Source organism: Pseudomonas sp. H1h, assembly GCF_000633255.1.
Classification (GTDB): domain Bacteria; phylum Pseudomonadota; class Gammaproteobacteria; order Pseudomonadales; family Pseudomonadaceae; genus Aquipseudomonas.
Genome location: NZ_AYMJ01000031.1, coordinates 293,797 through 319,240, shown reverse-complemented (window position 1 = coordinate 319,240; position 25,444 = coordinate 293,797). Strand labels below are relative to the sequence as shown.

Sequence of the window (25,444 nt, the reverse complement as noted above, 5' to 3'; positions counted from 1 at the left end):
GTCGCAGTGATAAAACCCGCCGGGGGACTATCACTGCACTGGATCATTGCGCATTCGCCGCATCAGCCAACCTTGCAGCATTGGCTTCGAGGGTCTATCAACAAGGCTTCATTCAGTTCGAGTGCCTGCCATGACCACCCAGACCAATCGCCAGTTCCTGCTCGCCAAACGCCCGGTGGGCGCCGCCACCCGTGAGACCTTCACCTACCAGGAAGTACCGGTCGGCGAACCTGCGACAGGGCAGATCCTGGTCAAGAACGAGTACTTATCTCTCGACCCGGCCATGCGCGGCTGGATGAACGAGGGCAAGTCCTACATCCCGCCGGTAGAAATCGGTGAAGTCATGCGCGCCTTGGGCGTCGGCAAAGTCATCGCCTCGAACAACCCGGGTTTTGCCGTCGGCGACTACGTCAACGGCGCCTTGGGTGTGCAGGATTATTTCCTCGGTGAGCCCCGAGGTTTCTACAAGGTCGATCCGAAACTGGCGCCGCTGCCGGTGTACCTGTCCGCGCTGGGCATGACCGGCATGACGGCTTACTTCGCCTTGCTCGACGTGGGCGCGCCGAAGGCTGGCGACACCGTGGTTCTTTCAGGAGCTGCCGGTGCGGTGGGCAGCATCGCCGGGCAGATCGCCAAAATCAAAGGCTGCCGGGTCGTCGGCATCGCCGGCGGTGCCGACAAGTGCAAATACCTGATCGATGAATTGGGCTTCGACGGCGCCATCGACTACAAGCACGAAGACGTGCTGGCCGGCCTCAAGCGTGAGTGCCCGAAAGGCGTCGACGTGTACTTCGACAACGTCGGCGGCGACATCCTCGACGCGGTACTCAGCCGTCTGGCGCCGAAAGCCCGGGTGGTGATCTGCGGCGCCATCAGCCAGTACAACAACAAGGAGGCGGTCAAAGGCCCGGCCAACTACCTGTCACTGCTGGTCAACCGTGCACGCATGGAAGGTTTTGTGGTGATGGACTACGCCGCCCAGTACGCCAGTGCGGCGCAGGAAATGGCCGGATGGATGGCCAAGGCACAGCTCAAGAGCAAGGAAGACATCGTCGAAGGCCTAGAGACCTTTCCGGAGACGCTGATGAAATTGTTCAGCGGGGAGAATTTCGGCAAGTTGGTGCTGAAAATCTAAAACCACTCAGAAACCAATGTGGGAGCGAGCCTGCTCGCGAAAGCGGTGGATCAGTCGGCAATGATTTCGACTGACACGCCCTATTCGCGAGCGGGCTCGCCCCCACATTTGAATCTTCAGTGTTACTTAGGCGATTTCGGCTACAACCGACGCCAGTGCCTTGGCCGGATCCGCCGCCTGGCTGATCGGACGGCCGATCACCAGATAATCGGAACCGGCATCCAGCGCCTGACGCGGGGTCAGGATACGGCGTTGATCGTCCTGCGCACTGCCCGCCGGGCGAATCCCCGGGGTCACCAGTTGCAGCGACGGGTGCGCCGACTTCAGTGCGGTGGCTTCCAGCGCCGAGCACACCAGACCGTCCATCCCGGCCTTCTCGGCCAGCGCGGCCAGACGGAGCACCTGCTCCTGCGGCTCGATGTCCAGACCGATACCGGCCAGATCCTCGCGCTCCATGCTGGTCAGCACGGTCACACCAATCAGCAACGGCTGCGGGCCGCTGCGCTTGGAAAGCTCTTCACGGCAGGCCGCCATCATGCGCAGGCCACCGGAGCAATGCACGTTGACCATCCACACACCCATCTCGGCAGCAGCTTTCACGGCCATCGCGGTGGTGTTGGGAATGTCATGGAATTTCAGGTCGAGGAACACCTCGAAGCCTTTGTCACGCAGGGTGCCGACGATTTCCGCGGCGCAACTGGTGAACAGTTCCTTGCCCACTTTCACCCGGCACAGTTTCGGGTCCAACTGGTCGGCCAGCTTCAGTGCGGCGTCACGGGTGGGAAAATCCAGGGCGACGATGATAGGAGTCTGGCAGGCGGACATGGATGGGCTCTCAGGCAAGTCGAAATCGGCGCGCATTGTAGCGGAAGCGACGGCGGCGCGGCACCCGATGATCGGTAAAATCGTCGCCGCAAACGTGATCAGCATAGCGCTCGCTGCTATTGTGTCGAACCCGATACACAACCGACACGCCGCCAACAAGCGCCCACGCTAGCCTCGCCAGCCGCAACACGTCCTTACCTCAGCACTTCCCGCCTCACGGCAGGACGCCTATGCTGAAACCACCACCTCGCAGCCCATCTTTGTGGTTGGCGGCCTACTGGCAGATGAACAGCCTCATGCACAACACCCAAACGACCGTGACTGATGAGCATAAAGACGACAAGCGCTGGAGCATCCGCGCGCTGATCGTCGACGATGACGTGCCGATCCGCGAGCTGATGATCGACTATCTGGCCCGCTTCAACATCCACGCCAGCGGCGTCACCGACGGCGCGGCCATGCGTCAGGCGCTGCAGGCCGAGCATTTCGACGTGGTGGTCCTTGACCTGATGCTGCCCGGTGAAGACGGCCTGTCCCTGTGCCGCTGGCTGCGCGCCGAATCGGACATCCCGATCCTGATGCTCACCGCCCGCTGCGAACCGACCGACCGCATCATCGGCCTCGAACTGGGCGCCGACGACTACATGGCCAAACCGTTCGAGCCACGGGAACTGGTGGCGCGGATCCAGACCATTCTGCGCCGGGTGCGCGATGACCGTACCGAACAGCGCGCCAACATTCGCTTCGACAACTGGCGCCTGAACAGTGTCCTGCGCCAATTGATTGCCGACGATGGCCTGGTGGTGCCGTTGTCCAACGCCGAATTCCGCCTGCTCTGGGTCTTCATCGAACGCCCGCGCCGGGTGCTCAGCCGCGAACAACTGCTGGACGCCGCACGCGGCCGTTCTATCGAAGCCTTCGACCGCAGCATCGACTTGCTGGTGTCGCGCCTGCGACAAAAACTCGGTGACGACCCGAAAGCCCCGCAGTTGATCAAAACCGTGCGCGGCGAAGGTTACCTGTTCGACGCCCGAGACATCGGCTGATGCGAGCGCGCTTCGACACGCTGTTCGGCCGCCTGTTTGGCATGCTGTTCGTGGCGATCGTCCTGGCGCACTTGCTGGCCTTTGCCTGGTTTCACCACTACGGCCCGCCTCCACCGCCGCCCCCGCCGGAGTTTGCCGAGGGCATCGACGGCCAACGGCCACCGCCGGACCCTCGCTTTGCCCATCGTCCGCCACGGCCCTGGTTCGGCGGACCGCTGGTGCCGCTGACCTTCCAGTTCATCTCGCTGATGATCGCCGCCTGGTACGGCGCCAAACTGCTCAGCCGGCCGATCCAGCGCCTGAGCGACGCGGCAGAACGCCTGAGCGAAAACCTCGACAGCCCGCCACTGGACGAATCCGGCCCGCGTGAAGCGCGGCAGGCAGCGCACACTTTCAACCTGATGCAACAACGCATTCGCGAGCAGGTACAGCAACGGGCGCGCATGCTTGGCGCCGTCTCCCACGACCTGCGCACCCCGCTGTCGCGATTGAAACTGCGGCTGGAACAGATCGACGACGACAAACTGCAAGGCCAGATGCGCCAAGACCTCAACGACATGATCGGCATGCTCGACGCCACCCTCACCTACCTGCACGAACAGCGCACTAGCGAAGTCCTGCAGTTGATGGACGTGCAGGCGCTGGTCGAATCGTTGTGCGAGAACGCTCAGGATCAAGGCGCGGACGTCCAGGTCAGCGGCCATTGCGCGCCGTTGCAGGTACAGCCTATGGCGCTGCGCTCCTGCATCAACAACCTGATGGACAACGCCCTGCGCTATGCCGGGCAAGCACGCATCGAACTGCAGGATCAACGCGAGCAACTGCTGATCCGCGTCATCGACCACGGCCCTGGCATTGCCGAGGACAAGCGTGAAGCGGTGTTTGAACCGTTCTATCGCCTGGAAGGCTCGCGCAATCGCAACTCCGGCGGTGTCGGCCTGGGCATGACCATTGCCCGCGAGGCGGCGCAGCGGCTGGGCGGATACCTGAACCTGGAAGAAACACCCGGCGGCGGCCTGACCGCCGTCATCCGCCTGCCCCGCACCTGAGAAGAACACCGATCTTTGTAGGAGTGAGCCTGCTCGCGATTAGGCCAGGTCAGTCAGCATCAATGTTGCCTGATACACCGCCATCGCGAGCAGGCTCACTCCTACAAGGTTTGCCTGTGCTGCCAATCTGTGTACCCACCGGTACAAAGCCAAAATACCCAGGACAACTTGCCCCGTGAGTCTGCACAAGCCGGTACGCCCACCGGTTTTACAGTCCAAGGAGTGAGCCCATGATCGGTAGCGTCAGCAACTACACGAGCTATACCAGCACCAGCAGCACCTCAACCCAGAACGCCCGCAGCCAGCAACTGCAAAAGGAACTGTTCGCCAAACTCGACAGCAACGGCGACGGCGCGGTGGATCAGGACGAACTGAAAAGCGCCCTGTCGCAAAAGTCCGATGATGGCCTGCTGGTCAACCTGAGCAAGCAATTCGGTGACCTGGACAGCGACGACAGCGGCAGCCTCAGCGCCGAAGAAATGACTGCCATGGCGCCCCCACCGCCACCACCACAGGATCAGGCCCCGAACACCGACCTGGCCGACGCCCTGATCAGCGCCCTCGACGCCAATGGTGACGGCGCCATCAGCAGCGACGAACTCAGCAACGGCCTGACCAGCGCCGGCAGCAGCGCCGACAGCAACCAAATCTTCTCGGCCCTGGACAAGAACAAGGACGGCACCGTCAGCCAGGACGAACTCACCGCCAGCCTGACTCCACCGCCACCACCGCCGCAAACCTCCAGTGATGAACTGTTCAGCCAACTGGATGCAGACGGCGACGGCAGCATCAGCGCCACCGAACTGAGCAGCGCGCTACAGACCAGCGACAACACCTCAACGAACAGCACCGACACCAGCGCTGCACTGCTCAAAGTGCTGGACAGCGACAGCAGCGGCGGCGTGAGCAGCGACGAACTGAAAGCGGCGTTGCAAGCCGGACGGGAACGCCCACCTGAGGAAAAGACCGCCAGTACTCAGAGCACCACCGAGGCGCTGAACCGGATGATCGCCAACTTGAGCAAACAGTACTCACTCGACAATGCCGCCCCGGTGGGCAAATACCTGAATGTGGCGACTTGAGTTGATGTGGTGAAGGGTGATCGTTTCCATGGGGTGGTGTGGGAACGGTCATTTGAATGCATTCGCGAGAGAGTGGTTGGCTGAGAGGGCCTCTTCGCCAGCAGGCTGGCTCCCACAGTTGGATTTTTGGAGAGGCAGTTGGGATTGGTCGGCTGTTAGGCCGTCTTCGCGAGCAAGCCCGCTCCCACAGTTGGATTTTGGGGATTCAGTTGGAGGGTGGTCGGCTCGTAGGCCGCCATCGCGAGCAGGCTCGCTCCTACAGGAAAGCAAAGCGGTGACGCCGCCGTGCTCTTCACCACTCAAATGGCCGAGTGTCAGCTCGCCGAAAGCTCTTGATCCACCGGCCCCGTCGGCAGGCTGAGTGGAGGGATTTATCCGGGGGTGGGAGCGCAGCGACCGTTCGACGCAGTCGAACACATCGAGAGGAGGTGCAGCGAAGCAAACCGGAGGCGATGCCCCCGGATGAATCCCGTAACGAAGGAACCCGAGCCACGGCGAGGGCCGAACGCCGGGGCAAGCCCTTTTGGTTCCTTTTGAGGCGCTTGTCAAAAGGGACTCGCCGTAAGGGCGAAACTATAAGCAGCCATTACCGCAGCAACGGATATGCCCACAAAACCCAAGAACCTGGTCGGCCCAAAGGCCGCCAAGTCAAAGCATCCCAGCCAAACCTAAACCCGAGCCTGACTCTTGCTCCAATCCGTCAACAAACTATAAGCCACCGCCAACAAAGTAGGCCCAATAAACAACCCGATAAACCCAAAGGCAATCAACCCCCCAAACACCCCAAGCAACACAATCACCAACGGCAGATTCCCGCCACGGCTGATCAGATAAGGCTTCAACACGTTATCCACGCCACTGATGATGAACGTCCCCCAGATCCCGAGAAACACCGCCATCCCATACTCACCCTTCCACGCCAGCCAGGCCGTGGCCGGAATCCACACCAACGGCGGCCCCATCGGAATCAGACTGAGCAGGAACGTCACGATCCCCAGCACCAGCGCCCCCGGCACCCCGGCAATCAGAAACCCGATCAACGCCAGAATCGCCTGCGCTGCCGCCGTACCGATCACCCCGTTGACCACCCGTTGCACGGTGCCGGCCACCAGCTCGATGTAATACCCGGCCCGCTCACCGATCAGCCGTTCCAGCAGACTGTGCACAAACGCCGCCAGCCGCGGCCCGTCACGGTAGAAAAAGAACACGAAAACAATACTCAGGGTCAGCTCGAGAATCCCGCCGCCAATCTGCGCACTGCGCGCCAGCAGCCAGTTACCGACCTGCCCCAGATACGGCTTGATCGACACCATCAACGCCGCGCCTTGCTGATCGATGCTGTTCCAGACCCCGACCAGCCGTTCACCCACCAGCGGCACGGTGCCGAGCCAGACCGGCGCCTCCGGCAGACCGTCGACCTGCACGTCCTTGATGAACGCCGTGGCATCACGCACGTGATCCGCCAGGTTGAACCCCAGCCACACCAGCGGCGCCGCCACCAGCAACATCCAGCCCAGGGTCAAGATAGCTGCAGCGAGTGACTCGCGGCCATTCAGCCAACGGGTCAGCAGGCGCATCAGCGGCCAACTGGCGAACGCCAGCACCGCGCCCCAGAACAGCGCCGACCAGAACGGCGCCATCACCCAGAAACTGGCACCAAACAGCACCAGCAGGAGGATTTGCACCAACAGCCGATCGTTATTGAGCATGTAGAGTCTCGAAAAATTCAGTCAGTCAAAGAGTAGGCGAACACGCCACGCGTGCTCGCCCGATACAGCTTATCGCAACAGATCGATGCGCAGGCCCGCGCTGTCGGCACTCCCCGCCTCCATCCGCGCCGCACGCACACCCTGACTGATCAGCGCCTGACGCCAGGCCTCGGCCTTCGGCCCGGAAATCGTCACGCGCTGAGTGGTGTCGAGGTTCAAACCACGGGAAATCAGGCGCAGCCAGGTGTCATCCGGGTCGCCCACCAGTTTGGGCAGGTTCAGCTCGCCCGTGCTCTTGAGCTGGCGCAACAGCGTGGCTGAGGTCGGCAGCAACTCGCCCAGTGGCGCGCTCGCCTCGAACTGCTCGACATGCAGGTAGGCTTTGCGATTGCCGCGGGTGATGCTGTAGAGCGCCACCAGGGTGTTGTCCTTCGGGGCTGCCAGGCGCAACAGCAGATAAGCCTGTTGCTCGTCCGCGCCGTACAGTTTGGAATTGCCGAACACCTCGTTGGCCCACAGGCTGCTTTCGCCGCAGTCGCGGGCCTGACACCAGAACAGCAACTCGGCGCCCTGCTTTTGCAGGGCTTCGCGGGCAGCGGTGAAGGCTTCGGTGGCGGCGTGTTCCGGTGGCAACTCGTAGGTCACCGAAGTGGTCTGGCCGCGTGCGGTGACCTGGCCGTCGAAGCGCAACTGGCCGCTGATCTTGCGGATCGACCCCAGCGGGTAGATCCGCTCGAGTTCCACAGGAGGGCGATAGTCGACGATCTGCGCATCGGCCAGACGCGGCACGATCTGCAGATCCTGGCTGCCAGGCACATCGGCAGCGAATAGAAAGGGACTGAAACAGCACAGCGCCAACAGACTGAGTGACCGCATAGTCAGGCTCATCGGATCGGCATGGCTTGGCGGGTCGGGGTCGCAGCAGTATAGAAATCCATCGTGTTTGTCTCCCATTTCAACCCGCCCAGCCTCGACAGTTGCCCGGTGCAAGTCAAGGAATGGCGAAGAAGCGATTGAAACAGTCTGCGACAAGGTCGGCACCGGCCTCATCGTTGAGGTGCAAATGGTGCCCGCCCGCCAGCTGTTCCTGACTAAAGGGTAGACGTTCCAGCAACTCGGGATGTTTGGCCAACATGCCGTCGGCGGCGACCACCAGTTGTGCCGGGCAGGTGATGCGCTGGACGAAGGCCATGGCCTGTTCCTGCGTCAGGCGCAGCGGCGATGGCAGGGTCAGGCGATTGTCGGTGCGCCAGGTATAACCGCCGGGTACCGGCATCAAGCCGCGTTGCGCCAGCAGTTCGGCGGCTTCGCGACTGACCGCCACCAGGCCTTTCATCCGCGCTTCGATGGCGCGGTCGAGGGTGTTGTAGACCGGTTTGCGTTTCTCGCGCAGGTCCAGTTGCGCCTGCAGGGCCATGCCCATGCGCTCGGCCGCGTTTTCGCCTTTGTCCGTAGGCGGAATCACTCCGTCAATCAACGCCAGATGGCTGATGCGTTCCGGTAACGAGCCCGCCAGCACCAGCGAAACGATAGCGCCCATCGAGTGCCCGAGCAGGCCGAAGCGCTTCCAGCCCAGTTGTTCGGCGACCTGCAACACGTCATGGGCATAGTCCCACAAGGCATAGCCGGCGCCGTTCGGGCGATGCCCGGAGTGACCGTGCCCGGCCATGTCCAGCGCGATGATGCGCAGGCCTTTGAGTTTGGGCGCCAGCCGCGCAAAGCTGTTGGCGTTATCGAGCCAGCCATGCAGGGCAATCACCGGCAGGCCGTCCTCGGGACCGAACAAATGCGCCGCCAGTTCGATATGCGGCAGGCTCAGGCGCACTTCTTCGAAGGACGGGTTCATGCGCAGTCCTTGTCCTGACGACCTTCCCAGCGATTGAACAGATTCTTCAGCAGTCGTGCGGTGTCCTGCGGACGTTCCAGCGGAAACATATGCCCGCCGGGCATGCTCAGCAACTCACCCTGCGGCAGGCGCGAAACGAAACTGCCGTGATGACGCATCACCACGCGACTCTTATGCCCGCGTACCACCGCCAGCGGCACTTTCAGTTGCCGGGTGCGGCCCGGACTGGTGTGCGGCACGCCGCGATAGATGCTGATTTCGGTGGCCGGATCGAAGCGCAGGCGCAACTTGTCGCCGACCTGGTGCAAACCGTGTTGCAGGTAGGCATCGAAGCACTCCGGATCGAAACCGCGGAACAGGGTTTTACCCGCAAAGTAGCTGCGCGCACTGGCGAGGTCGGCAAACTCTTCGCGGCGGCCAAGTGTGCGGCCGGCGGGGGTCAGTTTGTCGATGAAACCGAAGCGCTTGGCGGCGCGGATCACCCATTGGTCGGTGCGGGTCAGCACCGGCGAATCGAGCATCACCACGCCCCGATACAGCTCAGGGCAACGCAGCGCCGCGTGCAGGTGCAACACGCCGCCAAAGGAATGACCGACGCCCCACACCGGTTGATCCTGTTGCTGCAAATGGTGGATCAGTTCGTCAACCAGGTTGTACCAGTTGTCGTCCGCCGGGAAACGCGGGTCATGAGCATGCAGTTCCAGATGCGCGACCCGATACTCGGGCGCCAGCGCCGCGAACAACTTGCCATAGGTGCCCGAGGGAAACCCGTTGGCGTGGGTGAAAAAGATCGGCTGCGACATGCTGGTAAATCCATGAGCGGAAACATGCCGCTGATTGTCCGCAAGAGCGCGCCCCTGAGCAATGACCGTAACTGCCAGGAATGATGACAGTCCGGTCATGGCTATGGATGCATCGGACTTCAACGTGCCGGCGGCTGCTCGCCCAGCGGCACCACCGCCATGGTCAGGCGCGAGACACAGCTGGCCTTGCCTTCATCGCTGGTCAGGCGGATGTCCCAGACATGCGTGGTGCGGCCGATATGAATCGGCCTGGCCACCGCCGTCACTCGCCCACTGCGCAAGCCGCGCAAGTGGTTGGCGTTGATCTCCAGGCCCACGCAATAGAACTTGCTGGCATCGATGCACAGGTAACTGGCCATCGAGCCAACGGTTTCCGCCAGCACCACCGAGGCGCCGCCATGCAGCAGACCGTAAGGCTGGTGAGTGCGATGGTCGATGACCATGCTCGCCGTCAGCGATTCTTCGTCGAAAGACTCGAAGCGGATATCCAGCACTTCGCCGATGGTGTTTTTCTGGATTGCGTTCAACTGCTCGATGTTCGGAGTGGTGCGCCACAAGGTCATCGCAGGCTTCCTTTGTTGTTTTGATCGTTACTCAATCCTGCCACAGCACCGCCTCGCTGCGCTCGCTCCATTCTGCAAACTGCGCACCGTAGGTGTCTTCGATGACATTGCGCTTGATCTTCAACGTCGGCGTGAGAAAGCCGTTTTCCACCGCCCAGCTGTCCTTGACCACCACCAGTCGCCGCAGCCGCTCATGCTTGTCGAGCACGGCGTTGACCTCCTCCAGCAGTTTCTCCAGGCTCGAATGCAGACTCGCACGGCCCTCTTCCTGATGAACCGTCGAGAGCACGCACAAGCCCAGCGGCGCACTCAGACCATCGCCCACCACGCAGACCTGCTCGATTCGCGAGTGCACCGCCAGACGGTTCTCAATCGGCGCCGGGGCCACGTATTTGCCTTTGCTGGTCTTGAAGATCTCCTTGAGCCGCCCGGTCAGGCGCAGGCGCCCCTCGGCGTCCTGCTCGCCCTTGTCACCAGTACGCAGGAAGCCGTCCTCGGTGAGGGTTTCGGCGGTTTTCTGCGGCTCCTTGAAATAACCGAGCATGTTCGCCTGACTGCGCACCTGCACCTCGCCGGACTCGTCGATACGCACTTCGACCTCCGGACACGGCCTGCCAATCCAGCCTTGTTTGTATTGGCCCGGCAGGCAGATATGCGAGTAGCCGCAACTCTCGGTCATGCCATAGACCTCCAGCACATCAAGGCCAAGCTTCTGATACCAGGTGAGCAAGGTCTGTGGCACCGGCGCCGCACCGGACAAGGCGACGCGTAATGCGTCGAGCCCCAACCCGGCCAACACCTTGTGCCCTACCCGCTTGCCAATCAATGGCAGGCCCAGCAGGAAATCCAGGCGTTTGGCCGGGATCTTGCCGTACACGCCCATCTGGAACTTGGTCCAGATCCGCGGCACGCCGAACATTGCCGTCGGCCGCGCCCGCTGCAGATCGGTGATAAAGGTGTCGAGGCTTTCAGCAAAAAACACGGTTTGCCCGGTGTAGATCGAGGCCAGTTCGACGAACATCCGTTCGGCAACATGGCACAGCGGCAGGTATGACAGCAGCCGGTCGTTCTCGTTGAGGCCGAACAACTGCGTGCCACGAGTGGTGGCAAACCCCAGATTGGCAAAACTGTGCATCACGCCCTTGGGCAGCCCGGTGGTGCCGGAGGTATAGATGATGGTTGCCAGTTGGTCGGCCGCCGGGCGCGGATCGTCCTGGATCGGCGAGCGCTTCAGCAGCTCGTCCCAACTGAAATCGAACGTGCCGGGCGGATGCAGCGGCAGGCTGATGGTTGGCAGCCCCGACGCAATCCCTTTGGACATCCCGGGCCAGTCATCGAGTTTGCCGATGAACGCCAGCACACACTCCGAATGCGTGAGGACCTGAGCCACGGAGTCTGCTGTGAGGTTGGGATACAGCGGCACCGAGACGTGCCCGGCCATCCAGATCGCCAGATCGGCAATGATCCAGTGCGCGCAGTTTTTCGAGATCAGCGCGATGTGGCTGCCTTGCGGCAATTCCCGGGCGCGCAGCCAGTGCGCGGCGCAGCGGGCCTGATGGCCGACATCGGCCCAGGTCAGGGTCTCGACCTGCCCGCCGCCGATGGGCTGCACGAGAAAACGCTGGCGCGGGTGCCGGGCCTCACGTTCGTAAAACACGTCCAGCGGCAAACGGAATGCGGCAGACATGCGACTCGCTCCTGTTTTTAGGTCTGGAGCAAGCGTAGTCAACCAAGCAAGTGCTTGGTTGGAAAATTCAAACAAATAATTTCAACTGACTATGAGGTGACCTGAGGGAGCGGGCTTGCTCGCGAATGCGCTGCGTCAGCCACTGTACATGTCACTGATACACCGCATTCGCGAGCAAGCCCACTCCCACAAGGGATCAGCGTCAGGGGTGCTTGAGGCTGTTAAGCGTCATCGAGCCGATCAGCAGTTCAGGGCTTTCCAGCTCAGCCAGGCCAGCGGTGCTGACCTTCTCTGGCGGATACCCGGCGCCATGCTGCAGATAGCTGAGCAGATTGCCCACCAGCGGGTTGTGGCTGACCAGCAGCACATTGCTCACCGAGACCAGTTGATCGGTGACCTTGTCCGGGTCGGTCTCCGGCGTCAGCCACTCGACAGTGCGAATCTCCGGCTCGAAACCCAGCGCCTCGCGGACAATCTGCGCGGTCTGCTGCGCACGCAGATAAGGGCTGGCGTAGATCGCGGTCAGCGGCTGGCCGATCAACCGGGCCGCACTGCTCAAGGCTTCCTTGCGACCGTGCTCGGTAAGCTCCCGCTCGGAGTCGGGTCGCGAGCCATAAGGCTCGGCCTCACCGTGACGCAATACCCAGAGTTTCATAGCTTGGGTTCCTCATCTCGGGCCGGATGCGGTGCTGGCGGCACGGCGTGCGGCGCTTCACCTTCCGGGGCGCGCGGGGTTGGCCAGTCGGCGAACGGCCATGGTTTCTGGTCGCTGTGAAAGCTGCCGAAGCGGCCGATCTGCGCCAGAAACTGGCTCAGGCTGTCGCCAAAATTCATCAGGCCGGCGCTCGGCGCGCCATAAATCAAACGATAGATCAGTTGCACCAGCACCACCGCGCCGAGGATGAACTGCGCCACTTGCCAGACCAGCACGTAGACGATCATCCATAGCACCCGCAGGAGGATGGATTCGTACTTGGCTTCGGTTTTCGGATCGTTCATGGCTCGCTTCCTGTTGAATCAGTTGAAACCGCTGGTGGAAATAAAGTCGACGTCGGTTTTGGGCTCGGCACGCATCAGTAGACCGATCACCTGTTCCAGCGTGCGTCCTTCAAACAGGATCGCATGCAGCCCGGCGACCAGCGGCATGTACACGCCAACTTCTTGGGACTTGGCCTTGAGCACTTTCAGGGTGTTCACGCCTTCGGCGACTTCGCCCAGACGCGACACCGCTTCATCAAGGCTCAAGCCCTGACCGAGGGCAAACCCGACCTGATAGTTACGGCTCTTGGGCGACGAGCAGGTGACGATCAAGTCACCGACCCCGGCCAGCCCGAGGAAGGTCATCGGGTTCGCGCCCTGATTCACCGCAAACCGGGTCATCTCGGCCAAGGCGCGAGTGATCAGCATGCTCTTGGTGTTCTCGCCCATCTCCAGCGCTACCGCCATGCCGGCGATGATTGCATAGACGTTTTTCAACGCGCCGCCCAGTTCAACACCGAAGCGGTCGGCACTGGCGTAAACGCGGAAAGTGCGACCATGCAGCGCGGCCTGCACTTGTTTGCACAGTTCCTCGTCTTCACTGGCGACCACGGTGGCGGTCAGCGCGTGCTCGGCGATCTCACGCGCCAGGTTCGGTCCGGACAACACGCCGATACGCGCCTGTGGGGCGATCTCTTCGAGGATCTGGCTCATCAGTTTGAATGTGTGGGCTTCGATGCCCTTGGTCAGGCTGACCAGCATCTTGCCGCTCAAGCGCTCGGCATGGGCGGCCAGCACCGTGCGCAGCGCGCTTGATGGCAGCGCGACGAAGCACAGTTCGCAGGCGTCGAGGGTTGCCTGCAGGTCAGTGACGGCGGTCACTCCCGGCAGAATCTTGATGCCTTTGAGGTAACGCGGGTTTTCGCGATTGACCCGGATGGCCTCGGCCTGCTCGGGGTCACGCATCCACTGCCGGACTTGATGGCCGTTCTCGGCCAAAAGATTGGCCACGGCGGTACCAAAACTTCCGCCTCCCAGGACCGCAATCGGGCGCTGTTCAGTCATATGTAATCCGTTAATCCATACCAGTGGCGATGCCGGCATTATACGGGGCGACCGGGTCGCGGCCAGCCCCTGCGTCAATTACCGGCACTTGTAGGAAGAAGACCAATAAAACCGAGGAAAATGCCCGCATCGTGACTGGAAAACTCGCTGCCCTCGGTTAACATGCGCGCCAATTCATTGTGATCAAGGCTGTGTCGTGTCTTTTGGCTCTCACCCTTCGCGTTCGTCCCTGTTACTGGCGCTGTTGTTCAGCCCGGTATTGCAGGCGGACGACCTGTTTGTCGACAGCGAAACGCTGCCGCAGGTGCTGACGGCCACGCGCCTGAAACAGACGCCAGCGGAAGTGCCGGGGAGCATGACCGTCATCGACAGTGAATTGATCAACGCCAGCGGCGCCCGCGACATCAGCGAACTGCTGCGCCTGGTGCCGGGGATGATGGTCGGCAACATCAGCGGCAATCAGGCGGCGGTCAATTATCACGGAACCAATGCCAGTGAAGCGCGACGCATGCAGGTGTTGATCGATGGCCGCTCGGTGTACCGCGCGGGCCTCGCCACGGTGGACTGGAGCGACATTCCGGTGGCCATGGAAGACATCGAGCGCATCGAGGTTTTCCGTGGGCCGAACACCGTCAGCTATGGCGCCAACGCGCTGATGGCGGTGGTCAACATCATCACCCGCAACCCGGCGGACAGCCACGGCACGCGACTGAAGTACACCCGTGGCCAGCGCGGCATCAACGATTTCTATGCCAGCCAGGGCACCGGCTGGAATGGCGGCGATCTGCGTCTGTCGCTGTCCGGCCAGGAAGACGACGGCTTCGACAGCGACCGCACTGGCGCCGATTATCGTGACAGCCGTCGCTTGAACCGCTTCAGCCTCGCCGTCAGCCATACCCTGAGCGACAACCAGAGCCTCGACTGGCAGGTCAACGCGAAGGATGGCACCAATCAGCGACCTTACACCTACCGCCCGGTGTTCTCGGGGATTACCGCTGCCGGGAACAATTCTGACGTGGTGGCCAAGGATTACGCCGGCTCGGTGCGCTGGAATCTCGACATCAATCCGCAACACAGCCTTTATATACAAGGTTCGGCCCAGCACTGGGATCGCCAGCAAGTGTGGCGCGCCTGCGATGCCGAAGTGTCGTTCAGTCCGCAGTTGACGCAGTTGTGGCAGCTGAACCCGAACTACACCGAACGCCTGGCGCGCAACATCACCCGCTTCACCGGCCCCGGCCCGGAGGCTGGCACCCCACAGGAAATGGCCCTGGCCAATCAAGTGCTGGATCAGTGGCGCAACGGTGCCAGCCAGACCCTGTGCGGCGACATCGACCAAAGCGCCCGCGAGTCGCGCTACGACCTCGAATTGCAGGACACCCTCAGCCTGTCCGACAGTCTGCGACTGGTCAGCGGCATGAACTATCGTTACGACCGGGCCGATTCCGAGACCTACTTCAACGGCACGCTGGACGACACCACTTGGCGTGCGTTCGGCCAACTGGAATGGCGCGCCAGCGAACACTGGCTGTTGCAGGGCGGCGCAATGTTCGAAAACACCCAACTGATCGGCAGTTCGCTGACGCCCCGGTTCGCGGTCAATTACCTGATCAACCCGCGCCATGGCCTGCGCGCGGTGTACTCGGAGGCGATCCGCTCGCCGGACATGTTCGAGAACAACGTCAACTGGAGCTATCAGGTGAGCAACCTGCGGCCCTCGGCCTACGGTCAGTCTTCGGCCCGCTACTTCGTCAAGACCCGCGGTCCGGGGGATCTCGATCAGGAGCACATGCGCTCGCGCGAGCTGGGCTACAACGGCTATTTCGCCGAGCTGGGGCTGGCGGTCGATGTGAAGCTGTTCTACGACGAAATCACCGGGATGATCAGCGAGCCGCTGCGCAACAACCAGTACATCGCCAGCAACGCCAACAGCTCACGTTTTCGCGGCACTGAAACCCAGCTCGACTGGCGCCTGAGCATGATCGATCGCCTGCGCTTCACGTACGCTTTCGTCGATGCCGAGGCAAGCAATCCACTGGATCAGCAATTCACCTCACGCAACAGCGGCTCCGCCGGTTGGTTGCGCGATTGGGGGCACGGCTGGAACAGCGCCCTCTTCTATTACGGCGACAACGCGCTCAACGGCTACCGCTTCGAGCGAGTCGACACGCGCATCGCCAAACGCATCGCTTTGGGCAAGGCTCAATTGCAACTGGCCGGCGTCCTGCAACAGCGGCTCGATAACGAGCCGACCACCTTCGTCGACAACAATTACGACGAGCGCCGGGTGATGTATTTCAGCGCCGAGCTGGAGTTCTAAGGTGCGCTACGGCACGGCAAACAAGACGCCAACCCTTGGCCACTGGCTGGCCGGTGCCTGTCTGTTTTTGACCGCGTGGCTGCACGGCGTGGCGGTGCAAGCGGCCGATATTCTGCTGACCGGCGCCGAAGAAAGTCCTGGCGTGCAGGCCTTCGTCCAGGCCTTGAGCGAGCTGCGCCCCACCGATAACGTGCGGTTCCAGCCATTGGCCAGCCTGCCGGCGCCGGGCAAGTTGCCGAACAACCTGCGGATGATTCTGCTCGACCTGCCCAGCCTCGATTGGCGCCTTAAAGAGCCTCAGGGACCGGCGACGCTGGTGTTGCGCATCAGCCGCCTGCAAGCCCGGCAGCGCTTGGGGGGCGCGCAACCGGCGCACTTGAGCCTGCTGTGGAGCGATCCACCGCTGGGCCGGCAACTGCAATTGATCCAGCGGATACTGCCGCAGGCGCGGCGGGTCGGCGTGCTGTTCGACCAACACAGCGAATTCCTGCTCAAGGAGCTGCGCCAGGCCGCCGTTCCGCTCAATCTGCAGATCGTCAGCCAGCGCTGGAACAACACTCAGGACAGCCGCCCGTTGCAGACAGTGCTGAAAAACAGTGACGTGCTGCTGGGCCTCGACGACCCGGACCTGTACAACCCGAAAACCGCGAAAAACCTGCTGCTCAGCAGCTACTCGCGACAAATCGCCCTGGTTGGGCCAAACGCGTCGTTTGTCCGTGCCGGCAGCCTGGCCAGCACGTACAGCGATCAGCCCGATTGGCTGGCGATCCTCGACGAGTTGCTCGACCGCCCTCCGGCCACGTGGCCGCGAACCCTGTATCCGCAACGTTTTAAAGTTTCAAGTAATGCGCAGGTCGCTCGTTCCCTGGGTATCGAGCCAATCGATGAAGCGTCTGTTGCCCGCCAGTTGGCTGAAGGAGAAAGCCACCCATGAATCTGCGTCGCCGCTGGGACATCAACACCCGCACGCAACTGATCAGCCTGGGCCCTGCGCTGCTGCTCACGCTGTTGCTGATCAGTTTCTTTACCTTCGTGCGCATCCAGGATTTGCGTCAGGAGCTCAATCACACCGGGCAACTGATCGCCAATCAACTGGCCCCCGCCACCGAGTACGGGGTGATTTCCGGCAACAACGAAGTGCTGGAAAGCCTGCTCAAGGCGACACTGGCTACACCGAACGTTCGCTTCATCGAGGTGCAGGACAGCGCCAACCGGATTCTGGCCTACGTTGAACAAGCCTCTGACACACACAACCGACCGCATCAGGTCGAAGTGTTCCAGGCACCGGTGCGTCTGCAACGGATCGCCTTGAACAGCGATTTTTTCCACGACGCCAAAGCCAGCATCAACGTGACCAGCGAGGATTATCTGGGCCGGGTGATCGTCGGCCTGTCCAACGATGCCTTCAGTCAGCGCCAACAGGAAATCCTGCTCAAGGCCGGGATACTGGCGTTGTTCGCCCTGCTCTTCACTTTTGTTCTGGCGCGGCGTCTGGCCGGCAGCCTGTCGGCGCCGATTCGCGATATCGGCAACGCGGTCAAGGCGATTCAACAGGGTGACTACAAAACCCCGCTGCCGATTGTCGATGACACCGAACTCGGCGCTTTGTCGCAGCACATCAACAACCTCGCCCAGGCACTGGAGCAGGCCAGCCGCGAACAGCATCAGGCGATGGCGCAACTGATCCAGACCCGCGAAGAAGCGGAAAAAGCCAACAACGCCAAATCCGATTTCCTGGCGATGATGAGCCACGAACTGCGCACACCCATGAATGGGGTGCTGGGCATGTTGCAGTTGCTGGAAACCACGGACATGACCGAGGAGCAGATCGAGTATGCAGCGCTCGCTTCGGAGTCCACCGAGCATCTGCTGAAAGTCATCAACGACATTCTCGACTTCTCGCGGATCGAACGCTCGGAGCTGGAGCTTGAGCACATCCCGTTCAACCTCGCCGACCTGATCGGCGCTTGCGCCCAGTCGTTCCAGCACAGCGCAGCCCAGCGGGGCCTGGACCTGAACCTGCGGATTCCCGAGGACATGCGCGACTTGCAGGTGCAGGGTGACCCGACGCGGATCCGGCAGATTCTGGTCAATCTGGTGGGCAACGCCTTGAAGTTCACCGAGCGCGGCCGGGTCAGCATCGAGGCGCAGTGGCAGTCGCTGGATCACGAACTGCTGTGGTTCACCTGTTCGGTGCGCGACAGCGGCATCGGGATCTCCTCGCAAAGCCTGGAGTTGATGTTCGACGCGTTCCAGCAAGCCGACAGTTCGATTTCGCGGCGTTATGGCGGTACCGGACTCGGCTTGCCGATCGCCCGCACCCTGGCCGAACGCATGGGTGGAACGTTGCGTGCGCAAAGTGAAGAAGGCCGGGGCTCGGTGTTCACCCTGGAAATCCCGCTGGCCTTATATAAGCAGACGTTGCCGCAACTGGCGGCACCGCGTGCGGCCAATGGCAACGGGCACGGTGAAGGGCGCAATGTGTTGCTGGTGGAGGACAATCCGGTCAACCAGACCGTCATCGAGGCAATGTTGCGCAGCCTGGGCTTTACTGTGAGCGTCGCCACCGACGGCGCGCAGGCGGTACGCAGCGCCGAAGGCAATGATTTTGAAGTGATTCTGATGGATTGCCGTCTGCCGATCATCGACGGGTATGAGGCTACCCGGCAGATCCGTCTGCTGCCCGGACGCAGTGACGTGCCCATCATCGCGCTGACCGCCAACGCGTTGCAGGGGGATCGCGAAACCTGCCTGTCGGCGGGCATGAACGATTATCTGGCGAAGCCGTTCAAACGCAATGACCTACAACAGATTCTGCAGCGCTGGGTGCAGTAGTGACGGTTTTTCGACCATCTGCGACTGGCGTGAAAAGCGAAAGTGCGGCAGTCTTAGGCACCCGAACGAGCCTCAAAAGAGGCTTGAATAAAAATTTCAGTGCACAAGTGTACATTCATGTCCTTGGTGCTGTGACTTTCACCACAACGCAATAGTCTATGAGTAGGCTGCCGGTACGAGGCATGAACGCGTCGATCGGCCGGGAAGATTTGCCCCACCTGCCGCATGGGATTATTGAGGAGCTCGCATGACCAAACAAAACGCCTTTACTCGGGAAGATCTGCTGCGCTGCAGTCGCGGTGAGCTGTTCGGCCCGGGTAACGCGCAACTGCCCGCCCCGAACATGCTGATGGTGGATCGCATCACCCTGATCAGCGAAGAAGGCGGCAAGTACGGCAAAGGTGAATTGGTCGCCGAGCTGGATATCAACCCTGACCTGTGGTTCTTCGCGTGCCACTTCGAAGGCGATCCGGTGATGCCGGGCTGCCTGGGTCTGGACGCCATGTGGCAACTGGTCGGCTTCTTCCTGGGCTGGCAAGGCCTGCCGGGCCGCGGCCGTGCGCTGGGTTCGGGCGAAGTGAAATTCTTCGGCCAGGTGCTGCCGACCGCCAAGAAAGTCACCTACAACATTCATATCAAACGCGTCCTCAAGGGCAAGCTGAACCTGGCCATCGCCGATGGTTCGGTGACTGTCGACGGTCGCGAAATCTACACCGCCGAAGGCCTTCGCGTCGGCGTGTTCACCTCCACTGACAACTTCTAAGGGTTATTCGCATGCGCCGCGTCGTTATCACTGGTCTGGGCATTGTTTCGTGCCTGGGCAATGACAAAGAGACCGTCTCCGCTAACCTGCGTGCAAGCCGCCCTGGCATCCGGTTCAACCCGGAATATGCTGAAATGGGTCTGCGTAGCCAGGTTTCCGGCTCCATCGACCTCAACCTTGAAGAACTGATCGATCGCAAGATCTATCGTTTCGTCGGCCACGCAGCGGCTTATGCCTACCTGGCCATGAAAGACGCCATCGCTGACTCCGGCCTGACCGAAGAGCAAGTGTCCAACCCGCGTACCGGCCTGATCGCCGGCTCCGGCGGCGCGTCGACCCTGAACCAGATGGAAGCGCTGGACATCCTGCGCGAAAAAGGCGTGAAACGCGTTGGCCCATACCGTGTAACGCGGACCATGAGCAGCACCGTTTCCGCGTGCCTGGCCACACCGTTCAAGATCAAGGGCCTGAACTATTCCATCGCATCTGCCTGCGCCACCAGTGCTCACTGCATCGGTACCGCCATGGAACAGATCCAGATGGGCAAGCAGGACATCGTCTTCGCCGGTGGCGGTGAAGAAGAGCACTGGAGCCAGTCGTTCCTGTTCGACGCCATGGGCGCCCTGTCCAGCAAGCGCAACGACACCCCGCAACAGGCTTCCCGTGCCTACGACGCCGACCGTGACGGTTTCGTCATCGCTGGCGGTGGCGGTATGGTCGTGGTTGAAGAGCTGGAACACGCTCTGGCCCGTGGCGCCAAGATCTACGCTGAAATCGTTGGCTACGGTGCAACGTCCGACGGCTACGACATGGTTGCCCCAAGTGGCGAAGGCGCGATCCGCTGCATGCAGATGGCAATGTCCACCGTCGACACCCCGATCGACTACCTGAACACCCACGGCACCTCGACTCCGGTCGGTGACGTCGCGGAAATGAAAGGTGTGCGTGAAGTGTTCGGCGACAAGGCTCCAGCGATCAGCTCGACCAAGAGCCTGTCCGGTCACTCCCTGGGCGCCGCCGGCGTTCACGAAGCGATCTACTGCATGCTGATGATGGAAGGCAACTTCATTGCCGGTTCCGCCAACATCGACGAGCTGGACCCTGAAGTGGCCGATCTGCCGGTGCTGACCAAGACCCGCGAAAACGCCACCATCAACACCGTGATGAGCAACAGCTTCGGCTTCGGCGGCACCAACGCCACGCTGGTACTGAAGCGCTGGGAAGGCAAGTAATTCCTCCCGCTTGAGCCACACATGAAAACGCCCCGACTGGTTCGGGGCGTTTTTTTTGGCCTGCAGAAAGTAGCAGGCACACCGCAATACCCTTTGGGAGCGGGCTTGCTCGCGAATGCGTTTTTTCAGTAAACATCTTCACTCCTGATCCACCGCATTCGCGAGCAAGCCCGCTCCCACAGGGGATTTTTAGTGCGTCTGGAGATGAAACTTCTGTCATGAAACCTTGCCGCATGCGACCGAATGTCGCGGATTTAGCGGGCCGTAGCACTGTTGCGGTTTTCGCAAGAATACATTGCACAAATCAGCCGTTTACTTAGCAAGCTAACAAATCATATAAAAGAGTCCTGCACACGCCTTGCTGCAGATAACTTGAGATTTGGAGCTAGCAGATGACTGTAAAAGTAACTGAACGCGACGATTCACACATGTCCCATGAAGGCGTAGCCGCCGGCGTACGAATCTGGGATGTGCATCAACAAGACTTGCTGGTCGGCATGTTCCACAACGAGATCGATGCCCACAACTACAAGGCCGAACTGGAAGTGCTGGAGCAACAACGCGAAGCCCGCTCCTCCTGAATCAACCACAGCATTGAAAACGACAAACCCCGCCATGAGCGGGGTTTGTCGTTGTTACAGCTTTATCGATTTACCACATCAGGTCATCAGGGATCTGATAGGCCGCGTACGGATCGTCCTCGGCATTGACCTCTTCGGTCTGCACGTTGAGCTGCACGATGCGCTGCGGGTCGCGCTCCTGGATCTTCAGGGCCGCTTCACGGGGGATCACTTCGTAGCCACCGGCATGGTGCACGATTGCCAGCGAGCCGCTGCTGAGCTTGTTGCGCATCAGCGTATTGACCGAGATGCGCTTGACCTTCTTGTCATCGACAAAGTTGTAGTAGTCCTCGGTGGTCAGCTTCGGCAGACGCGAGACTTCGATCAACTGCTTGACCTGCGCGGCACGGGCCTTGGCCTCGGCTTTCTCTTGCTGCTGACGGTTCAGCTCCTGGTCGCGCTTGACCTTCTCGGCCATGGCTTCCTGGGCGGCGCGTTGCTGCGAATCATCCAGCTCGGCCTGCCCCTTGTGGGCCAGACGCTGTTGCTTCTGCTTGTCTTTGCTGACCTGCTTGGCCTGCTTTTGGTTGACCAGGCCTGCTTTGAGCAACTGGTCGCGAAGGGAAATACTCATGGGGCTTACTCACTTGGGCAGTTGCTCAGCCGCAGCTGGGCGCATTCTTTTCCTGACGTTTGGCTTCACCCCACAGGGCGTCCAACTCTTCGAGGGTGCAATCTTCCATGGGACGATGGGTGTCGCGCAATGCCTGTTCGATAAATCGGAAACGTCTTTCGAACTTGCCGTTGGCGCCCCGCAGCGCGGTTTCCGGATCGACCTTCAGATGCCGGGCCAGGTTGACCACGGAAAACAGCAGGTCGCCGATCTCGTCAGCCACGGCGACGGGATCGTTTTCGGACATGGCTTCGAGGACCTCATCGAGTTCTTCACGCACCTTGTCCAGCACCGGCAGCGCATCCGGCCAATCGAAACCGACCTGCTCGGCGCGCTTTTGCAACTTGGCCGAACGGGACAGCGCCGGCAACGTTGCAGGCACGTCATCAAGCAGTGACAGTTGCTCGGGCGCGGCGGATTTCTCGGCGCGCTCTTCGGCCTTGATCTCTTCCCAACGCTGCTTGACCTGCTCCTCGCTCAGACGCGGCACGTCCAGCGGCGCATACAGATCGCCGGTCGGGAATACATGCGGATGACGACGGATCAGCTTGCGGGTGATGCTGTCGACCACCCCGGCAAATTCGAAGCGCCCTTCTTCCCGGGCCAACTGACTGTAATAGACGACCTGAAACAGCAGATCGCCCAACTCGCCCTGCAAGTGATCGAAGTCGCCACGCTCGATGGCATCGGCCACTTCGTAGGCTTCTTCAAGGGTGTGCGGGACGATGGTCGCGTAGGTCTGCTTGATGTCCCACGGGCAACCGAACTGCGGGTCGCGCAGACGGTTCATCAGGTGGAGCAGGTCTTCAAGGCTGTAGATCATTTTTCTGTCTCACCACAAAACCATTGTGGGAGCGAACCTGCTCGCGAAAGCGCTGTGCCTGCAACAATGATGTCGACTGACACACCCTCTTCGCGAGCAAGCCCGCTCCCACAGTTGAACGGCGCCGGTCTTCAAGGGGTACGGTTACGCCGTGTCTCGATGATGTTCGGCAACTGCGAAATCCGCCCCAGCAAGCGTCCCAGCGCATCCAGTCCGGGAATCTCGATGGTCAGGGACATCAGCGCCGTGTTGTCTTCCTTGTTCGAGCGGGTGTTGACCGCCAGCACGTTGATGCGCTCGTTGAGCAGCACCTGCGAGACGTCACGCAGCAGACCGGAACGATCGTAAGCACGGATGACGATGTCCACCGGATAGGTGAGCACCGGCACCGGGCCCCAACTGACCTGAATGATCCGCTCCGGCTCACGCCCGGCCAGTTGCAGCACCGAGGCGCAGTCCTGACGGTGAATGCTCACACCACGGCCCTGGGTGATGTAGCCGACGATCGCGTCGCCCGGTAGCGGCTGGCAGCAGCCGGCCATCTGCGTCATCAGGTTGCCGACGCCCTGGATCTGAATGTCGCCGCGCTTGCCCGGTTTGTAGCCGGTGGCTTTGCGCGGAATCAGCTCCAGCTGTTCGTTGCCGCGCTCCGGCTCGACCAGTTGCTGCGCCAGATTGACCAGTTGCGCCAGGCGCAAGTCGCCAGCGCCGAGGGCGGCGAACATGTCTTCGGCGGTTTTCATGTTGGCCTTGTCGGCCAGCTTGTCGAAATCCACCGCCGGCAGGCCGAGACGCGTCAGTTCGCGTTCGATCAGGGTTTTACCGGCCGCAACGTTCTGATCGCGAGCCTGCAACTTGAACCAGTGAACGATCTTCGCCCGCGCCCGCGAGGTGGTGACGTACCCGAGGTTGGAGTTCAGCCAGTCGCGGCTCGGCGTACCGTGCTTGCTGGTGATGATCTCGACCTGCTCACCGGTCTGCAGGCTGTAGTTGAGCGGCACGATGCGCCCGTTGATCTTCGCACCACGGCAGTTGTGGCCGATTTCGGTGTGCACACGGTAGGCGAAGTCCAGCGGCGTCGCGCCCTTCGGCAAATCGATGGCGTGACCGTCGGGGGTGAAGATGTAGACCCGATCCGGTTCGATGTCGACCCGCAGCTGTTCGGCCAGACCACCGATGTCGCCCAGTTCTTCGTGCCACTCGAGGACCTGACGCAGCCAGGAGATTTTCTCTTCGTAGTGGTTGGAGCCGGATTTGACGTCGGTGCCCTTGTAGCGCCAGTGCGCGCACACACCAAGTTCGGCCTCTTCGTGCATCGAGTGCGTACGGATCTGCACTTCAAGCACTTTACCCTCAGGGCCGATCACTGCGGTGTGCAGCGAGCGGTAGCCGTTCTCTTTCGGGTTGGCGATGTAGTCGTCGAACTCTTTCGGGATGTGCCGCCACAGGGTGTGGACGATACCGAGCGCGGTGTAGCAGTCACGCATTTCCGGCACCAGCACGCGCACTGCACGCACGTCGTAGATCTGGCTGAACTCCAGACCCTTGCGCTGCATTTTGCGCCAGATCGAATAGATGTGTTTGGCCCGGCCGCTGATGTCGGCGTCGACGCCGGTGGCCTGCAATTCGTCCTTGAGCTGGGTCATCACGTCGGCGATGAAACGCTCACGATCCAGCCGCCGCTCGTGGAGCAACTTGGCGATCTGTTTGTATTGATCCGGTTCCAGGTAGCGGAAGGACAAGTCCTCCAATTCCCATTTGATATGACCGATGCCGAGGCGGTGCGCGAGCGGCGCATAGATGTCGAAGACTTCCCGAGCGACCCGGTTGCGTTTTTCGTCGTCGGCGGTTTTCACCGCGCGGATCGCACAAGTGCGCTCGGCGAGCTTGATCAGTGCGACGCGCACGTCGTCGACCATTGCCACCAGCATCTTGCGCAGGTTTTCCACCTGGCCCTGGGTACCCATCACCATCGACTGGCGCGGGCTGAGGCTGGCACTGATCGCTGCCATGCGCTGCACGCCGTCGATCAGCTTGGCCACCACCGGGCCGAAGCGCTGGCTGACCGCCGCAAGTTCGATCTGGCCTTCACGGACGCCACGGTACAGCACCGCCGCAACCAGCGAGTCCTGATCGAGCTTGAGGTCGGCGAGAATCTCGGCGATCTCAAGACCGGTGCTGAAACTGCCGCTGCCCTCGGCCCACAGATTCTTTGCGGCGTTGGACTGCTGCTCGGCCTCGCGAGCGAACTCGCAGGCCTCTTTCAAGGCTTCGCGATCCAGTGCCATGTCGACACTGACCGCGTGATCGAGCCAAGCCTCGAGATTGATACTGCCGTCGGTGTTGATCGGCTGGTGTGCTCTCACCTGTACCATCTTGCTTTACCTTCCCTACGACGCAGATTCAATGCGTCAAATCGCTGATCCTCATTGTCCGTTTGCGCTCGCGGG

The 25,444-nt window shown here is 61.3% G+C and carries 23 protein-coding genes; 10 read left to right on the top strand and 13 right to left on the bottom strand.

Features of this window, described 5'->3' with window-relative positions; translation table 11 throughout:
• Positions 1-130: 130 nt before the first annotated feature.
• The gene (locus U862_RS0125415) at positions 131-1,135 is read left to right on the top strand and encodes an NADP-dependent oxidoreductase (RefSeq protein WP_025112979.1); all 1,005 of its coding nucleotides are present in this window, start codon (positions 131-133) and stop codon (positions 1,133-1,135) included.
• A gap of 126 nt (positions 1,136-1,261) precedes the next feature.
• Here U862_RS0125415 and pyrF read toward each other — a convergent pair whose 3' ends face one another.
• Positions 1,262-1,960, bottom strand: coding sequence for an orotidine-5'-phosphate decarboxylase (gene pyrF, locus U862_RS0125410; protein ID WP_007968913.1), 699 nt, complete (start codon positions 1,958-1,960; stop codon positions 1,262-1,264).
• Positions 1,961-2,244: 284 nt separating this feature from the next.
• Between pyrF and U862_RS0125400 the strand changes: the two genes are divergently transcribed.
• From U862_RS0125400 to xopAW, 3 genes are all read left to right on the top strand, one after another.
• Positions 2,245-3,006, top strand: coding sequence for a response regulator (locus tag U862_RS0125400; protein WP_115675202.1), 762 nt, complete (start codon positions 2,245-2,247; stop codon positions 3,004-3,006).
• A complete protein-coding gene (locus tag U862_RS0125395) occupies positions 3,006-4,055 on the top strand; it encodes a HAMP domain-containing sensor histidine kinase (protein WP_025112977.1) in 1,050 nt (349 codons plus the stop codon). Before U862_RS0125400 ends, U862_RS0125395 begins: the two co-directional genes overlap by 1 nt.
• A gap of 230 nt (positions 4,056-4,285) precedes the next feature.
• The gene (gene xopAW / locus U862_RS0125390; protein ID WP_025112976.1) at positions 4,286-5,137 is read left to right on the top strand and encodes an EF-hand domain-containing protein; all 852 of its coding nucleotides are present in this window, start codon (positions 4,286-4,288) and stop codon (positions 5,135-5,137) included.
• A 668-nt stretch (positions 5,138-5,805) separates the two neighbouring features.
• Here xopAW and U862_RS0125385 read toward each other — a convergent pair.
• From U862_RS0125385 to U862_RS0125345, 9 genes are all read right to left on the bottom strand, one after another.
• A complete protein-coding gene (locus U862_RS0125385) occupies positions 5,806-6,846 on the bottom strand; it encodes an AI-2E family transporter (RefSeq protein WP_025112975.1) in 1,041 nt (346 codons plus the stop codon).
• A 69-nt stretch (positions 6,847-6,915) separates the two neighbouring features.
• Positions 6,916-7,722, bottom strand: coding sequence for a DUF4892 domain-containing protein (locus U862_RS0125380; protein WP_025112974.1), 807 nt, complete (start codon positions 7,720-7,722; stop codon positions 6,916-6,918).
• 115 nt (positions 7,723-7,837) lie between these two features.
• Entirely contained in the window at positions 7,838-8,692 is an 855-nt protein-coding gene (locus U862_RS0125375) for an alpha/beta hydrolase (protein WP_025112973.1), read from the bottom strand.
• Positions 8,689-9,495, bottom strand: a complete 807-nt coding sequence (locus U862_RS0125370; protein WP_025112972.1) for an alpha/beta fold hydrolase — start codon at positions 9,493-9,495, stop codon at positions 8,689-8,691. Before U862_RS0125370 ends, U862_RS0125375 begins: the two co-directional genes overlap by 4 nt.
• Before the next feature lie 119 nt (positions 9,496-9,614).
• A complete protein-coding gene (locus U862_RS0125365) occupies positions 9,615-10,058 on the bottom strand; it encodes a hotdog fold thioesterase (protein ID WP_025112971.1) in 444 nt (147 codons plus the stop codon).
• A gap of 31 nt (positions 10,059-10,089) precedes the next feature.
• Positions 10,090-11,745, bottom strand: coding sequence for an AMP-binding protein (locus U862_RS0125360; RefSeq protein ID WP_025112970.1), 1,656 nt, complete (start codon positions 11,743-11,745; stop codon positions 10,090-10,092).
• 202 nt (positions 11,746-11,947) lie between these two features.
• Positions 11,948-12,400, bottom strand: a complete 453-nt coding sequence (gene sixA / locus U862_RS0125355; RefSeq protein WP_025112969.1) for a phosphohistidine phosphatase SixA — start codon at positions 12,398-12,400, stop codon at positions 11,948-11,950.
• Positions 12,397-12,744, bottom strand: coding sequence for a DUF4389 domain-containing protein (locus tag U862_RS0125350; RefSeq protein WP_025112968.1), 348 nt, complete (start codon positions 12,742-12,744; stop codon positions 12,397-12,399). Before U862_RS0125350 ends, sixA begins: the two co-directional genes overlap by 4 nt.
• 18 nt (positions 12,745-12,762) lie before the next feature.
• A complete protein-coding gene (locus U862_RS0125345; protein ID WP_007968955.1) occupies positions 12,763-13,788 on the bottom strand; it encodes an NAD(P)H-dependent glycerol-3-phosphate dehydrogenase in 1,026 nt (341 codons plus the stop codon).
• Positions 13,789-13,984: 196 nt separating this feature from the next.
• Between U862_RS0125345 and U862_RS0125340 the strand changes: the two genes are divergently transcribed.
• From U862_RS0125340 to U862_RS0125315, 6 genes are all read left to right on the top strand, one after another.
• Positions 13,985-16,108 carry a TonB-dependent siderophore receptor gene (locus U862_RS0125340; protein WP_025112967.1) on the top strand — a complete coding sequence of 708 codons (2,124 nt, stop codon included), beginning with the start codon at positions 13,985-13,987 and terminating at the stop codon, positions 16,106-16,108.
• 1 nt (position 16,109) lies between these two features.
• Positions 16,110-17,042, top strand: a complete 933-nt coding sequence (locus U862_RS0125335; RefSeq protein WP_025112966.1) for an ABC transporter substrate-binding protein — start codon at positions 16,110-16,112, stop codon at positions 17,040-17,042.
• A complete protein-coding gene (locus U862_RS0125330) occupies positions 17,039-18,943 on the top strand; it encodes an ATP-binding protein (protein ID WP_025112965.1) in 1,905 nt (634 codons plus the stop codon). Before U862_RS0125335 ends, U862_RS0125330 begins: the two co-directional genes overlap by 4 nt.
• A gap of 247 nt (positions 18,944-19,190) precedes the next feature.
• Complete coding sequence (fabA, locus tag U862_RS0125325) at positions 19,191-19,706, top strand: 3-hydroxyacyl-[acyl-carrier-protein] dehydratase FabA (protein WP_003227150.1); 516 nt, start codon at positions 19,191-19,193, stop codon at positions 19,704-19,706.
• Between the two features lie 11 nt (positions 19,707-19,717).
• On the top strand, positions 19,718-20,938 hold the full coding sequence (fabB, locus tag U862_RS0125320) for a beta-ketoacyl-ACP synthase I (protein WP_025112964.1): 1,221 nt from the start codon (positions 19,718-19,720) through the stop codon (positions 20,936-20,938).
• A 392-nt stretch (positions 20,939-21,330) separates the two neighbouring features.
• On the top strand, positions 21,331-21,519 hold the full coding sequence (locus tag U862_RS0125315) for a hypothetical protein (RefSeq protein WP_025112963.1): 189 nt from the start codon (positions 21,331-21,333) through the stop codon (positions 21,517-21,519).
• A gap of 70 nt (positions 21,520-21,589) precedes the next feature.
• Here the strand turns inward: U862_RS0125315 and U862_RS0125310 are convergent, their stop codons facing one another.
• The 3 genes from U862_RS0125310 to relA form a co-directional block, all read right to left on the bottom strand.
• A complete protein-coding gene (locus tag U862_RS0125310) occupies positions 21,590-22,132 on the bottom strand; it encodes a DUF2058 domain-containing protein (protein ID WP_025112962.1) in 543 nt (180 codons plus the stop codon).
• Between the two features lie 25 nt (positions 22,133-22,157).
• The gene (gene mazG, locus U862_RS0125305; protein WP_025112961.1) at positions 22,158-22,991 is read right to left on the bottom strand and encodes a nucleoside triphosphate pyrophosphohydrolase; all 834 of its coding nucleotides are present in this window, start codon (positions 22,989-22,991) and stop codon (positions 22,158-22,160) included.
• 134 nt (positions 22,992-23,125) lie between these two features.
• The gene (gene relA / locus U862_RS0125300; protein ID WP_025112960.1) at positions 23,126-25,369 is read right to left on the bottom strand and encodes a GTP diphosphokinase; all 2,244 of its coding nucleotides are present in this window, start codon (positions 25,367-25,369) and stop codon (positions 23,126-23,128) included.
• Between the last annotated feature and the right edge of the window lie 75 nt (positions 25,370-25,444).

Bases quoted from the DNA above. Each gene is read 5' to 3' on its own strand.
- U862_RS0125400 (WP_115675202.1), top strand. From the start codon at position 2,245: ATGAACAGCCTCATGCACAACACCCAAACGACCGTGACTGATGAGCAT.
- fabB (WP_025112964.1), top strand. From the start codon at position 19,718: ATGCGCCGCGTCGTTATCACTGGTCTGGGCATTGTTTCGTGCCTGGGC.
- U862_RS0125350 (WP_025112968.1), bottom strand. From the start codon at position 12,744: ATGAACGATCCGAAAACCGAAGCCAAGTACGAATCCATCCTCCTGCGG.
- relA (WP_025112960.1), bottom strand. From the start codon at position 25,369: ATGGTACAGGTGAGAGCACACCAGCCGATCAACACCGACGGCAGTATC.
- fabA (WP_003227150.1), top strand. From the start codon at position 19,191: ATGACCAAACAAAACGCCTTTACTCGGGAAGATCTGCTGCGCTGCAGT.
- U862_RS0125375 (WP_025112973.1), bottom strand. From the start codon at position 8,692: ATGAACCCGTCCTTCGAAGAAGTGCGCCTGAGCCTGCCGCATATCGAA.
- U862_RS0125415 (WP_025112979.1), top strand. From the start codon at position 131: ATGACCACCCAGACCAATCGCCAGTTCCTGCTCGCCAAACGCCCGGTG.
- U862_RS0125310 (WP_025112962.1), bottom strand. From the start codon at position 22,132: ATGAGTATTTCCCTTCGCGACCAGTTGCTCAAAGCAGGCCTGGTCAAC.
- U862_RS0125345 (WP_007968955.1), bottom strand. From the start codon at position 13,788: ATGACTGAACAGCGCCCGATTGCGGTCCTGGGAGGCGGAAGTTTTGGT.
- pyrF (WP_007968913.1), bottom strand. From the start codon at position 1,960: ATGTCCGCCTGCCAGACTCCTATCATCGTCGCCCTGGATTTTCCCACC.
- sixA (WP_025112969.1), bottom strand. From the start codon at position 12,400: ATGAAACTCTGGGTATTGCGTCACGGTGAGGCCGAGCCTTATGGCTCG.
- U862_RS0125330 (WP_025112965.1), top strand. From the start codon at position 17,039: ATGAATCTGCGTCGCCGCTGGGACATCAACACCCGCACGCAACTGATC.
- U862_RS0125365 (WP_025112971.1), bottom strand. From the start codon at position 10,058: ATGACCTTGTGGCGCACCACTCCGAACATCGAGCAGTTGAACGCAATC.
- U862_RS0125315 (WP_025112963.1), top strand. From the start codon at position 21,331: ATGACTGTAAAAGTAACTGAACGCGACGATTCACACATGTCCCATGAA.
- U862_RS0125395 (WP_025112977.1), top strand. From the start codon at position 3,006: ATGCGAGCGCGCTTCGACACGCTGTTCGGCCGCCTGTTTGGCATGCTG.
- U862_RS0125385 (WP_025112975.1), bottom strand. From the start codon at position 6,846: ATGCTCAATAACGATCGGCTGTTGGTGCAAATCCTCCTGCTGGTGCTG.
- U862_RS0125380 (WP_025112974.1), bottom strand. From the start codon at position 7,722: ATGCGGTCACTCAGTCTGTTGGCGCTGTGCTGTTTCAGTCCCTTTCTA.
- U862_RS0125370 (WP_025112972.1), bottom strand. From the start codon at position 9,495: ATGTCGCAGCCGATCTTTTTCACCCACGCCAACGGGTTTCCCTCGGGC.
- xopAW (WP_025112976.1), top strand. From the start codon at position 4,286: ATGATCGGTAGCGTCAGCAACTACACGAGCTATACCAGCACCAGCAGC.
- U862_RS0125360 (WP_025112970.1), bottom strand. From the start codon at position 11,745: ATGTCTGCCGCATTCCGTTTGCCGCTGGACGTGTTTTACGAACGTGAG.